Here is a 12,728-nt window from a genome sequence, read left to right on the forward strand (position 1 = left end):
CTACAGCCAGCCGTGCTCGCGGGCGATGCGCGCCGCCACATGGCGGTTTTCCGCGCCGAGTTTGGCCGCGGCGGCCGACAGATAGTTGCGCACCGTCCCCGGGGACAACGCGGCGCGGGACGCGATCTCCGCCACCGGTACCCCGTCCTCGGCCAGCGACAGCATTTCCGCCTCGCGGGGAGTGAGTGGCGACTCGCCCGCGGCGATGGCGTCCGCCGCCAGCTCGTGGTCGACATAGCGGCCGTCCGTGTGCACCGTACGGATGATCTCCGCCAGCCGCCGCGCGGACACCGTCTTCGGCACGAAGCCGCGCACGCCCGCGCCCAGCGCTTGTTTCAGCGCCCCGCCCCGGGCGTGGCTGGTGACGATCATCGTCGCGCACTCCGGCACCACCTCCCGCAGCGCCGCCGCCACCGACACCCCGTCGCCTCCGGGCATCCGCAGATCCAGGACGGCCACGTCGGGGCGGTGTGCCCGGGCCATGGCCAGCGCCTCGTCGCCGGTCCCGGCCTCGGCAACCACGGTGATGTCGTCCTCCAGCGCGAGGAGCGAGGCGAGGGCGCCCCGGATGAGGTGTTCGTCGTCCGCGAGCAGAACCCTGATCATTCGGCCGGCTCCCAGGGAATCCTCGCGCTCAGGCGGAAGATCCCGCCCGGGCGCCGTTCGGTGGTCAGCGTGCCGTCCACCTCGGCCAGGCGCTCGCGCAGCCCGGGCAGGCCGCTGCCGGTGCCGGGCCGGGGGGACGTATCCGCCCCGTCGTTCTCCATCACGAGCGCCACCCGGCCCGAGACCGTCGCGCGCACCGTCACCTCGCAGCGCGAAGCGCCCTGCGCATGGCGGAGCATGTTCGTCGTGCCCTCGCGGACCACCCAGCCGAGCGCCGCCTGCGTATCCGCGGGCAGCCGCGCCGCCGGGCCGTTCTCGATCCGGCAGTCGATCCCGGCCGCCTCCAGTACGGATCGGGCCCCGGCCAGCTCGGCGAGCAGGTCGGCGGTGCGGTAGCCGCGTACCACCGCGCGGATCTCCCGCTGTGACTCCTGCGCGATGTGCTGCACCTCCTCCATCTGCGCCACCGCCTCTTCCCGGCCCCGCCGCGCCAACTGCACCGCGAGCTCGCTCTTCAGCGCCACCACCGCGAGGTTGCGGCCGAGCACATCGTGCAGATCGCGGCCGAAGCGCAGCCGCTCCTCCGCGACGGCCAGCCGCGCCTGTGTCGCCCGCGCCCTGGCGAGTTCCTCGATCAGCCGCACGCTCCAGCCGGTGACCCGCATCCCCGTGGCCATGAACGGAACCATGAACAGGATCCCGCCGACCGCGAAGGCCAGCAGCTCCCCCGACAGCCCGCTCGCCACCGCCGCGCCGAGCGCCGCCACCGGCACCGCCGCGACCAGCACCACTCCGGCGCGGGTCGGCAGTGCCAGCATCGGCGGGCCCGCGTAGAACATCATCAGCCAGATCAGATAGGTCACCAGGTCCCGGCCCTCGACGCGGCCGGTGGCCAGCAGCGCGCAGCCCAGCGCGACCATGGCCACGGTGGCGGCGACGTACAGCACGATCAGCCCGACCGGGCGGGGTCCGGCACCGAGGTAGCCGCGCAGGGCCGCGCGGGAGAGCGGCAGATGGACGCCGACGTGTGCCGCGCCCACGGCCGCCACCAGGGCCGACCCGAGCGTGCCGACGTCCGACGTCTTGACCCAGAACGCCCACAGCGCGGCCTCGACGACGACGAAGGCGGCGAGGGTGCCGAGGGTGTAGCGGCGGTAGCGCTCGGGGCCGTCGGGGCCCCCGAGCCGCTCCACCCAGGTCGCCACGCTCATGCTCCCCGGCCCCATCACCTCGGGCCATGTCACCTTGGGTTCTGTCGCCTTGGGCCCGGTCATCACGGGCTCCGCCACCTCCGGCTCCGCCACTTCTGGCTCCATCACCTCGGGCTCCGCCACCTCAGGCTCCCGCCGTTCTCAATTCCGCGGTCCCCAGCGGAACCGCCGACGCACAGCAAACACTGCCAGGCCCGTCCATGCCAGCGCGAGGATCACCGCCCGGAGCTGATCCATGGCGGCCAGGTCACCCGTCCAGCCACCCCGCAGCAGGTCCATGACCGGCGAGAACGGCAGCCAGGCGGCGATGTCGGCCAACGTGTCCGGCATCACCTCACGCGGTGCGAAGACCCCGGAGCCGGCCATGGTCACCAGCAGGAACGGCAGGAACGTCATCTGGGCACTCTCCGATGTCCGAGTGAACGCCGCCGTCAGCGCCGCCCCGGCGACCAGCATCGCCACGCCGCCGAGCAGACCGAGCACCGCCAGATGCGCGGCGGCCGGTGCGTCCGCGTCGAGGAACGCGGTCATCCCGACCGCCAGCAGCAGGGATTGCACGACCGCCAGCAGGAACGCCGGGAGCGCGCTGCCGACGAGGATCTCCCAGTCGCGTACCTCGCCACTGCGCAGCCGCTTGAGCACCAGCCCCTCGCGGCGCACCACATACACTCCGACCAGATAGGTGTAGACGGAGAAGAGCAGTGCAGTGGCCAGCGCGGCGGGCAGCATCACGGTGGCCACCGACAGGCCGGTGCCGCCCAGGTTCAGCTCCTCGACCGTACCGCGCATCGCGAAGGCCATCGTGCTGGGCAGGATCACCGCGGTGACCAGGGACGCCTTGCTGCGCAGCAGCAGCGTCAGCTCGGCGCGGCCGAGCGCGGTCATGCGGTCGGCGGCGGTGCGCCGGGTGGCCGTGGCCACGTGCGCGGGTGCCGTACGGGCTGCTGACGTCGTCATCGTGCCTCCTCGCTGTCCAGGCCCTTCGCGATCTCCATGAACGCCTCCTCCAGCGTGGCCGACCGGGCGTCGAGACCACGCAACTCCACGTCCCTGTCCCGGGCCCACAACAGCAGCGCCGTGGCCGTGCGCTGGAGGTCGGCGGTCTCCAGCCGGACCGTTCCCCCGGTCTCCTCGTAGCTGGTCACCCCCAGCGGTGCGAGCGGCGGCACATCGCCCAGGAAGTGGTCCCGGGGCAGCTCGAAGCTCATCCGCGAGGGCCGCTCGGCGACCACGTCGGCGACCCGCCCCGAGGTGGCGATCCGCCCCGCGTGCATGATGGCCAGCCGGTCGGCGAGCTGCTCGGCCTCGTCCAGATAGTGGGTGGTGAGCAGCACCGTCGTGCCCTGCTGCTTCAGCTCCCGGATCAGCTCCCAGGTCTCGCGGCGGGACTGCGCGTCCAGGCCGGTCGTCGGCTCGTCCAGGAACAGCACCTCGGGCCGTCCCAGCAGGGCCAGCGCGAGATCGAGGCGCCGGCGCTCGCCACCGGAGAGCTGCTTGACCCGCACCGCCCCCCGCTTGGAGAGCCTGGTCAGCTCCAGGGCCTCGGCCACGGGGCGGGCGCCGCTGGTGCAGCCCGCCCACATGCGCGCGGTCTCCGTGACCGTCAGCTCGGTCGGGAAACCGCCCTCCTGGAGCATCACCCCGATACGGGGGCGGACGGCGGCGCGTTCGCGGTACGGGTCGCGGCCGAGCACCCGGACGGTTCCGGCGGTGGGGGTGGCCTGCCCCTCCAAGACCTCGAGGGTGGAGGTCTTACCGGCCCCGTTGGTCCCCAGCAGCGCGAAGAGCTCACCGCGGGCGACCGTGAGGTCGATGCCACGCACGGCCTCGAAGCCCCGATAGTGCCGCCGTAGGTCGGCGGTTTCGATCACAGTGTCCATGCATTCCAGACTCCCGGCGCGGCGGGCCCGATGGCAGTGCGGTCTGTCATGCGTCCATCTGACATCTGTCATACGAACCCTGGAGATACGTCACCGGAGACACGTCACGGGAGACACCGTCAGAGGTCTTTGACGGCGTCGGTGAGCGCCTGGTCGAGGATGGCGGCACCGTGGGCGATCTCGTTGTCGCTCGCGGTCAGCGGGGGCGCGATCCGGAAGGTGCCGCCCATGCCGGGCAACTGGACGATGTTCATGTGCAGCCCGAGTTCGAAGCAGCGCCGGGTGACGGCCGCGCCGAGCCGGTCGGCGCCACCGGCGCCCAGGATCTGGTCGCCGGCCAGTTCCATGCCCAGCAGCAGCCCACGGCCGCGGACATCGCCGACGGCGTCGTGGCGGGTGGCGAGTTCGTCGAGATGACCGCGCAGTGTGGTGCCGAGCGCGCGCGCACGCTCATCGAGGCGGTCGCGGACCAGCACCTCGAGGACGGTGTTGCCGACGGCGGCCGGCAGCGGGTCGCTGGCATGGGTGGTGAAGAACAAGAACCCCCGCTCATGCGCCCGCTGCTCGATCTCCGGGCCGGTCACCACGGCGGCCAGCGGCAGCCCCGCGCCGAGCGTCTTGGACAGCGTGAGGATGTCCGGGACGACACCCTCGTGCTCGAAGGCGTACCAGTCGCCGGTGCGGCAGAGCCCGGTCTGCGCCTCGTCGAGGATCAACAGCATGTCCCGCTCCCGGCACTTGTGCGCCAGCGCGGCGAGATAGCCCGGCGGGAGTTCGATGACACCGCCGGAGCTGAGGATCGGTTCGACCAGGCAGGCGGCGAGGCTGCCGACCGACTGGGCGTCGATCAGGTCGAAGCCCAGGTCGAGCTGGCGGCGCCAGTCGAGCTCGCCCTCGGCGTCCACGAAGTCGGGGTGGAAGCGGTCCGGGACCGGCAGCGCGAAGTTGCCGGGTGCGGCGGGTCCGTAGCCCTTGCGCCCGGCGCTGTAGGTGGCGTTCGCGGCGGCCTGGGTCATCCCGTGCCAGGAGCGGGCGAACGAGACGATCTCATGGCGGCCGGTGACGAGCTTCGCCATCCGCACCGCGGCCTCGTTCGCCTCCGCCCCGGTGGTCAGGAGCAGCACCTTCTCCAACGGCTCCGGCAGGGTCTCGGCGAGCCGGCGCGTGAGGTCGACGACCGGGCGGCTGAGCATGCCGCTGTGCAGATGATCGAGGAGGGCGACCTGCTCGCGAACGGTCGCGACGATCGCCGGGTGGGAGTGGCCGAGGATCGCGCTCATCTGGCCGGAGGTGAAATCGAGCAGCTCACGACCGCTCTCGGTGAACACCGATGTGCCCGCGGCGCGGGCGATGATCTCGGGGCTGAACGGGGCGTGGCCGCTGTAGCGGATGAGGTGGCGCTCCGGGGCGGCACCGGCAGTCTCGGAAGGCATGGGAACGACGGTAGGGATGCGTCGCTGCGCGTGTCCATCGCACAGATCCGACCGCTCTGTCAGGCAGAACCGTACAGCGAGATCGTACGGCCGAATCTACAATCGGGCGCATGCTCAACTCGGGGCGGCTGCGGCTGCTCAGCCTGCTGGAAACCCTGGGTACCGTCCGCGCGGTGGCCGAGACGCTGCATCTGAGCGCCTCGACGGTGTCCCAGCAACTGGCGGTCCTCGAGACCGAGACCCGCTGCCGGCTGCTGGAGCGGACCGGGCGGAAGGTGCGGCTGACCCCGGCCGGTCTGCTGCTGGCCCGCCGGGGCCGGGAGATCCTGGACCAGATGGCCGAGGCCGAGGCCGAGTTGCACGCCCTGAACGACGAGCCCATCGGCACCGTGCGGCTCGGGGCGTTCCAGAGCGCCATCTACACCCTCGCGGTCCCGGCGGCGACCCGCCTGGCCACCACCCATCCGCGGCTGCACCTGGAACTGATCGAGCTGGAGCCGCATGAGAGCGGACCGGCCCTCCGCTCGGGGGAGGCGGACGTCATCGTCACCACCACCGACTACGTCGGCCTCTCCTGGGGCGCGGATATCGAGATCATTCCCCTGGGAACCGACCCGATCGTGCTGGTGCTGCCGCCTGACCACCCGCTCACCGGCCGTACGACGGTGAACCTCGTGGCATGCGCGGAGGAGACCTGGGCGTGTGACCGACCGCAGTCGTACATGGCGGATCTGACCGTACGGCTGTGCCGCGAGTCGGGCTTCGAACCCCGGGTGGCCTGCCGGTTCAGCAACTATCTGATGCTGCTGCACCATGTCGAGTCGGGCCGGTCGATCGCCCTGCTGCCCGCCCTCGCCATCACACCGGACCACGCCGTCGCCACCCGGGAGCTGAGCACACCGGTGCACCGCAACATCGCCATCGCGGTGCGCCGCGGCACAACGCAGCGCGCGGCGGTGCACGCGGTCGTCGCGGCGCTGCGCGACCACCCCGAACTCCCGGCCCTGTCCGCACCGCACCAGCGCCCCGGCCGGGAACGAGGTGGCCTCGGTGGGTGATATTTTCGGTGCTGCCATGCGCTGCCGCGAACCGAGGAGGTGAGACCGATCAACGCTGTGACAGGTCGGGCCTCCCTCCCCCGCATGGTCCAGGGAGTGCCCGCGGAAGGCACCCCGAAAGGCTTGAAACGCCATGCGCTTCACCTCTGGGACATCGTCCGACGGTGTCCGCGAACAGCTCTTCACCCTTGGTGAGATTCCCGGTGTGCTGTGGACACCGGAAGCTGCTGCCGGTACGCGTCCCCTGATCCTGATGGGGCACGGTGGCGGTCAGCACAAGAAGGCCCCCGACATCCTGACTCGCGCGCGCCGCTATGTGGCCGAGTGCGGTTTCGCGGTGGTGGCGGTCGATGTGCCCGGGCACGGCGACCGTCCGGTGGTCGAGGAGTACGACCGGATCGCCACCGAGAACCAGGCCCGGGTGGCGGCCGGAGAGGAACTGGCCCCGCTCATCGCCGGCTTCCAGGCGCTGGTGGCCCGCCAGACCGTCCCGGAGTGGCGGGCGGTGCTGGACGCGGTTCAGCGACTCGAGCACGTCGGCGCCGGGCCGGTGGGCTACTGGGGGGTCTCGCTGGGATGCGGACTCGGCGTTCCGTTCGTCGCCGCCGAACCCCGGGTCCGCGCGGCGGTGCTGGGGCTGGGCGGGGCCCTGGCCTCGGCCGGGGACGCCGCGCGGATCACCGTCCCGGTGGAGTTCCTGGTGCAGTGGGACGATGAACGTGTGCCGCGGGCCGAGAGCCTGGCACTGTTCGACGCCCTGGCCTCGGCCGAGAAGACACTGCACGCCAACCCCGGCAGGCACGGGGACGTCCCGGCCTTCGAGTTGGACAGCGCGCTGCGGTTCTTCGCCCGGCACCTCTGCTGAGAGCGCCGCCCGGCACGGCCGCGCCGATCGCGGCGCGGCCGTGCCGATCGCGGCGCGGCCGTGCCGATCGCGGCGCGGCCCTGCCGATCGCGGCGCGGCCCTGCCGATCGCGGCGCGGCCGTGCCGGGGGCTCAGGTGATCCCGGCGTATTCGCGGAACTCCCAGTCGGTGACGTATCGCTGGAATCTGCCCAGCTCATCGCGTTTGAAGGTGAGGAAGGCGTCCACGAAGGGCTTGCCGAGCACATCGGTGAGCCGGTCGTCGGCTTCGAGGGCGTCGAGTGCCCGGCCGAGGCCGGTCGGCAGCGCGGCGGCGGTGCCCATGTCGTGGCCCTGGCCGGTCATCGGCGCCGGGGGCTCCTCGGCGGCGGCGATGCCCAGGTGGGCCGCGGCGAGCACACCGGCGATGGCGAGGTAGGGGTTGGCGGTGGCGTCGCCGAGGCGCACTTCCAGGCGGGTGGCGCCGCCGCGCTCGGGCGGGATGCGCACCAGGGCGTTGCGGTTGTCCAGACCCCAGTTGATCAGCCAGGGGGCCGTCGTGTCCGGGCCGAAGCGCTTGTACGAGTTGACGGTGGGGTTGAGGAGCGCGGAGAGCGCGGGGGCGTGGGCGAGCACCCCGGCCAGGGCGTGGCGAGCCGTGGCGGACAGGCCATGGGCGCCCCGGGGCGCGTCGAACACGTTCCGGCCCTCGGCGTCGACCAGGGAGAGGTGGAGGTGGAAACCCGAGCCGCCGCCATCGTTGAAGGGCTTGGCCATGAACGTGGCCAGCCTGCCCTCCGCATGGGCGAGTTCCTTGATGGCGGCCTTGAAGCGAAAGGCCCGGTCGGCGGCGTCCAGCGCCTCGCAGTGGCTGAGGTTGATCTCGAACTGACCGCTGTCGAACTCCCGGTTGCCGCCGCTGACATCTAGCCCGAGGGCGTGCAGCGCCCGGACGGTCCGCAGGAGGTGCCCGTCCGGGTCGCCCCTGCGGCCGGTCGTATAGACATGGCCCGGGGCGGGGGCGTAGCGCCGCCAGCCGACGGGCGCGGCCGGGTCCGGGTCGAGCAGGACGTACTCCAGCTCCGGGCCCACGACCGCGGTCAGATCCCCGTCGATCAGCAGGCCGATGACCTGACGCAGCAGATCCCGTGGCGATTCGGGCACCGGCAGTCCGGTGGCCGGGTCACGGACGTCGCCGATGCACCCGGCCACACCCGGTTCCCACGGCAGCGCGACGAGCGTGGTGAGGTCGGGGCGTACGAGGATGTCCGGCATACCGGCTTCGAGACCGCCCGGGATATGCGAGTGATCGCCCAGCGCGCCCGTGTGATAGACGGCCCGGCTGAAGGCGAGTCCATGGCCGACCGCATGGGGCAGGTGGTGCAGCAGGATGTCCCGGCCGCGTTCGGAGCCCAGCATGTCGGGATAGGCGACCCGTACGACATCGATGCCCTCGGCGGCGAGTGCCTCGGTCCGGCGGCGGACGCGGTCGGCTGTCTCGGCGCTCAATGGTCGCTCCGCAAAAGTTATTTGATGCCAAACGGGAGGGCCCACACGATACGAGGCGGCCGGGCCCTCCACAAGGGATCGCCGCGATGCGACCAGGACGCGAACACCCCGGCGCCCGGCGCACCCGGGGCTACATTTGATCGCGAACGAATGACACGGCGGTCCTTGCCGCCCGCAGCCGAGGAGGATGCCATCGTGGCCGGGCGCCGCCGATCCATCGCCGAGACCGAACAGGCCGTCCAGGAGCGGCTCGGTGGCTTCGAGTTGCAGCGCGAGCAGATGGCCGCCATCGCCAATATCCACCGCGCCGCCGCGGCCGTCCGCCAGCATCTGGAGAACTCCGTGCTGCGCCCGCACGATCTGACCTGGACCGGCTTCGTGGTGCTGTGGGTGCTGTGGATCTGGGGCGAGGCCGAGACCTGGTCGGTCGCGGAGGAGGCGGGCGTCTCCAAGGGGACGCTGACCGGGATCGCGCGCACTCTCGAATCACGCCATCTGGTGGCCCGCGCGCCGCACCCCGACGACGGCCGGCGTGTGCTGCTCTCGCTGACCCCCGAGGGCGAGGAACTCATGGAGCGCCTCTTCCCCTCGTTCAACGCCGAGGAGGCGTTCGTCGCCACCCCGCTCAGCGCCGAGGACTGCCTGCGACTCGCCAACGGGCTGCGCGCCATCGTGGCCCAGTTGGAGGAGCACGGCGAGGAGCGCCGACGGCAACTGCTCGACGGAAGGGATCTGGCCCCGCGCCGTTCGGGCCGCCGCTCCCGCCAGTGAGCACGCCCGGGGGCGGCGCGGTCCCCCGATCGCCGAAGGCGGCAACCTTGACCCCGCACCGTGGCGGAGTTAGCTTGTTTGGGGCCAAACAAGCGGGAGGATCGGGACATGCCCCAACAGCCGGACACCGCTGTGCACGAGGCACGGATCGCCGGCGTCGCCGTCGACACCCGGCACTGGATCGGCGGCCGGCGCGTGGCGTCCGCCGACACCTTCCCCGACCTCTCGCCGATCGACGGCAGCACCCTCGCCCGTATCGCCCGCGGCGGCCCCACCGAGGCCGAAGCCGCCGTGGCCGCCGCGAAGGCCGCCTTCCCCGGCTGGGCCGCCACTCCCCGGGCCGAGCGCGCCCGCATCCTCCACGCCATCGCCGACGGGGTGGAAAAGCGCCTCGAAGAGCTGGCGATCGTGGAGACCACCGACAACGGCGCGCTTCTGCGCTCGCACCGCCGGGGGGTGATGCCACGCGTCGCCCGCAACTTCCGCTTCTTCGCGGACCGGCTGCTGACACTGGGCCACGAGGACTTCACCACGCACACCGGCGGCCCCGCCGCGCCCGGCCACACCAACCATGTGAGCTGGGACCCGGCGGGCCCCTGTGTGCTGATCACCCCGTGGAACGCCCCGCTGATGCTGGCCACGTGGAAGGTCGCCCCGGCCCTGGCCGCCGGGAACACGGTGGTCCTCAAGCCCGCGGAGTGGTCCCCGCTGACCGCCTCGCTGCTCGCGGACATCGCCGCCGAGGCGGGACTGCCGCCCGGTGTGCTCAATGTCGTCCAGGGCCACGGGGCCGAGATCGGCGACGACCTCACCTCCCACCCGGACGTCCGCCGGATCGGTTTCACCGGCTCGGTGGCCACCGCCCGGCGCATCGCCGCCTCGGCCGCGCCCAACCTGACCCCGCTGAGCCTGGAACTCGGCGGCAAGTCACCGCTGTTGGTCTTCGCGGACGCGGATCCGGAGCTGGCCGTCGCCCTGGCCGTGGAGCAGTTCGACAACGCCGGGCAGGTGTGTCTGGCCGCCACCCGCCTCCTTGTCGAGGAGTCGATCGCGGACGAGTTCACCGAGCGCTTCGTGGCGAAGGCCGCCCGGTTGCGGCAGGGCGATCCGCGCGAGGAGGCCACCGACATCGGGCCCACCATCCACCCCCGGCAGATCGAGCGGATCGACGGCTTCGTACGGCGGGCGGTCGCGGCCGGTGCCCGGGTGGTCTTCGGCGGCGGCTCCCACGCCCGGCTCGGCGGGCTCTACTACCGGCCGACGCTCCTCACCGATGTCGCCCAGGACTCGGAGGTGGTCCAGGAGGAGGTCTTCGGCCCGGTCCTGACCCTCCAGACCTTCGTGGACGAGGCGGAGGCGGTCCACCTCGCCAATGACACCCGCTTCGGGCTGGCCGCCACCCTCGCCACCGGTGACCACCGGCGTGCCGAGCGGGTCACCGCCCAGTTGGTGGCGGGCACGGTCTGGGTCAACTGCTTCTTCGTACGCGACCTGCGGGCGCCTTTCGGCGGCTCCCGCCTCTCCGGCGTCGGCCGCGAGGGCGGCACCTGGAGCTTCGACTTCTACTGCGACCTGAAGAACCGTGTGATGGCCCCGAAGGGATTCCACGACCATGGGTGAGATCGTCGGGGCGGGTCTGCTCGCCCATGTGCCCACCATCGTGCTCCCGGAGGAGACCCGGCGCGAGCTGAACGACGGCAAGGAGATCACCCTCGTCACCGGCCTCCGCCAACTCCGCGAGAACGTCTTCGCCCGCGACGACTACGACACCGTCGTCGTCCTGGACTCGCACTGGGCCACCACGGTCGAGTTCGTCGTGACGGCCCACCCTCGGCGTGCCGGGCTGTACACCTCCGAGGAGCTGCCGCGGGGCATGTGCCGGATGCCGTACGACTTCCCCGGCGACCCCGAACTCGCCCACGCCATCACGCACTTCGCCGACGCACACGCCACCTTCATCACCGCGATCGACGACGCCTATCTGCCGATCCAGTACGCCACCGTCAACCTGTGGAAGTTCCTGGGCGAGGGCCTGCCCGGCAAGCGGTGGATGACGATCGGGGTGTGCCAGACCGGCGACATGGAGGACCACCTCCGGCTGGGCCGGGCGCTGGCCGACGGCATCGCCGCCACACCCGGCCGCCGTGTTCTCCTGATCGCCTCCGGCGCCCTCTCGCACACCTTCTGGCCGCTGCGCGAGATCCGGGACCACGAGTCCAGCGACCCGCGCCATATCTTCACCCCCGAGGCGCGGGCGGCCGACGAGGAGCGCATCGCCTGGTTCAAGGAGGGCCGCCACGACAAGGTCCTGGACACCATGGACACGTACTGGACGTACCGGCCCGAGGCGAAGTTCTTCCACTACCTGATGATGGCCGGTGCGCTCGGCGAGCGGGCGTGCGTCGCCCGGGCCCGCCAGTACGGCACGTACGAGAACGCCGTCGGCACCGGTCAGGCCCACCTCTGGTTCGACCGCCCGGCCGACGGCTGGACCGGCGCCGGGGCGCCCGCCGCCACCGTGCCCGCCCCGCACCGCCCCGTCTGAGGAGAGCCGACATGCCCGAATACCGCCGCATCCTCCTCGACGGCGCCGTGGTGGAGGCCGTCCGCGAGGGCGACGCACTGGTCACCGGCGACGGCCGCCGGGTCGCGGCCAGGGAGGCCCGGCATCTGCCGCCCGTGGTCCCCTCCAAGGTGATCGCCGTCCATCTCAACCACCTCAGCCGCGTCGCCGAGTTCCAGGCCCGGCTCCCCGCGGCCCCCACGTACTTCCACAAGCCGACCTCCGCGCTCAACTCCCACCAGGGCGCCGTCGTCCGCCCCGAGGGCTGCGAGTGGCTCAACTACGAGGGCGAGGTCGCCATCGTCATCGGGAGGACCACCCGGAACATCGCGCCCGAGCAGGCGGCGGAGCACATCGCCGGTTACACGATCGCCAATGACTACGGCCTGCACGACTTCCGGGACACCGACGCCGGTTCGATGCTCCGCGTCAAGGGGTCCGACACCCTGTGCCCGCTGGGTCCCGGACTGGTCACCGACTGGGACTTCCACGGCAAGTACCTGCGTACCTACGTCAACGGCGGACTGGCGCAGGACGGCTCCACCGACGAGATGAAGTGGGATATGCACTACCTCGTCGCCGACATCGCCCGCACCATCACCCTCTACCCTGGCGACGTCCTGCTCTCCGGGACGCCCGCCAACTCCCGCCCCGTACGGCCCGGCGACGTCGTGGAGGTGGAGGTGGAGGGCCTGGGCCGGCTCACCAACCACATCGTCACCGGCCCGGCCCCCATCCGCACCGACGTCGGCGCGCAGCCCACCGAGTCGGAGGAGGTCCGGTCCACCGCCCTCGGTGGCGACTGGGAGTTCCGCGGCATCCGCCCGCCCAAGCGGCCCTGAACCAAAGCTCGT

General features: G+C 72.0%; 12 protein-coding genes. 6 read left to right on the top strand and 6 right to left on the bottom strand.

Going from position 1 to position 12,728, the window contains the following annotated elements; all coding sequences use genetic code 11:
• From ACK1X7_RS07780 to ACK1X7_RS07800, 5 genes are all read right to left on the bottom strand, one after another.
• Complete coding sequence (locus ACK1X7_RS07780) at window positions 1–606, bottom strand: response regulator transcription factor (RefSeq protein WP_385151982.1); 606 nt, start codon at window positions 604–606, stop codon at window positions 1–3.
• Window positions 603–1,940 (bottom strand): sensor histidine kinase, encoded by a 1,338-nt coding sequence (locus ACK1X7_RS07785; RefSeq protein WP_413114850.1) that lies wholly within the window; start codon window positions 1,938–1,940, stop codon window positions 603–605. The genes ACK1X7_RS07780 and ACK1X7_RS07785 overlap by 4 nt, the downstream gene beginning before the upstream one ends.
• A gap of 18 nt (window positions 1,941–1,958) precedes the next feature.
• Window positions 1,959–2,774, bottom strand: a complete 816-nt coding sequence (locus tag ACK1X7_RS07790; protein ID WP_385151976.1) for an ABC transporter permease — start codon at window positions 2,772–2,774, stop codon at window positions 1,959–1,961.
• Window positions 2,771–3,697 carry an ABC transporter ATP-binding protein gene (locus tag ACK1X7_RS07795; RefSeq protein ID WP_385151974.1) on the bottom strand — a complete coding sequence of 309 codons (927 nt, stop codon included), beginning with the start codon at window positions 3,695–3,697 and terminating at the stop codon, window positions 2,771–2,773. Before ACK1X7_RS07795 ends, ACK1X7_RS07790 begins: the two co-directional genes overlap by 4 nt.
• 119 nt (window positions 3,698–3,816) lie before the next feature.
• Window positions 3,817–5,130 carry an aspartate aminotransferase family protein gene (locus ACK1X7_RS07800; RefSeq protein WP_390792668.1) on the bottom strand — a complete coding sequence of 438 codons (1,314 nt, stop codon included), beginning with the start codon at window positions 5,128–5,130 and terminating at the stop codon, window positions 3,817–3,819.
• A gap of 110 nt (window positions 5,131–5,240) precedes the next feature.
• Between ACK1X7_RS07800 and ACK1X7_RS07805 the strand changes: the two genes are divergently transcribed.
• The gene (locus ACK1X7_RS07805) at window positions 5,241–6,188 is read left to right on the top strand and encodes a LysR substrate-binding domain-containing protein (protein ID WP_385151968.1); all 948 of its coding nucleotides are present in this window, start codon (window positions 5,241–5,243) and stop codon (window positions 6,186–6,188) included.
• Between the two features lie 133 nt (window positions 6,189–6,321).
• Entirely contained in the window at window positions 6,322–7,053 is a 732-nt protein-coding gene (locus tag ACK1X7_RS07810) for a dienelactone hydrolase family protein (RefSeq protein WP_413114851.1), read from the top strand.
• Window positions 7,054–7,184: 131 nt separating this feature from the next.
• Here the strand turns inward: ACK1X7_RS07810 and ACK1X7_RS07815 are convergent, their stop codons facing one another.
• Window positions 7,185–8,540 carry a glutamine synthetase family protein gene (locus ACK1X7_RS07815; RefSeq protein ID WP_385151962.1) on the bottom strand — a complete coding sequence of 452 codons (1,356 nt, stop codon included), beginning with the start codon at window positions 8,538–8,540 and terminating at the stop codon, window positions 7,185–7,187.
• A 150-nt stretch (window positions 8,541–8,690) separates the two neighbouring features.
• On the opposite strand from ACK1X7_RS07815, the gene ACK1X7_RS07820 reads away from it, so the two are divergent.
• From ACK1X7_RS07820 to ACK1X7_RS07835, 4 genes are all read left to right on the top strand, one after another.
• A complete protein-coding gene (locus ACK1X7_RS07820) occupies window positions 8,691–9,311 on the top strand; it encodes a MarR family winged helix-turn-helix transcriptional regulator (protein WP_398160465.1) in 621 nt (206 codons plus the stop codon).
• A gap of 108 nt (window positions 9,312–9,419) precedes the next feature.
• A complete protein-coding gene (locus ACK1X7_RS07825; protein ID WP_413114852.1) occupies window positions 9,420–10,931 on the top strand; it encodes an aldehyde dehydrogenase in 1,512 nt (503 codons plus the stop codon).
• Window positions 10,924–11,856, top strand: a complete 933-nt coding sequence (locus tag ACK1X7_RS07830) for a 3,4-dihydroxyphenylacetate 2,3-dioxygenase (protein WP_413114853.1) — start codon at window positions 10,924–10,926, stop codon at window positions 11,854–11,856. Before ACK1X7_RS07825 ends, ACK1X7_RS07830 begins: the two co-directional genes overlap by 8 nt.
• 11 nt (window positions 11,857–11,867) lie before the next feature.
• Window positions 11,868–12,716 (top strand): fumarylacetoacetate hydrolase family protein, encoded by an 849-nt coding sequence (locus ACK1X7_RS07835; protein WP_385151949.1) that lies wholly within the window; start codon window positions 11,868–11,870, stop codon window positions 12,714–12,716.
• Window positions 12,717–12,728: the final 12 nt, after the last annotated feature.

The organism is Streptomyces sp. CY-1 (assembly GCF_047218265.1).
Classification (GTDB): domain Bacteria; phylum Actinomycetota; class Actinomycetes; order Streptomycetales; family Streptomycetaceae; genus Streptomyces; species Streptomyces niphimycinicus.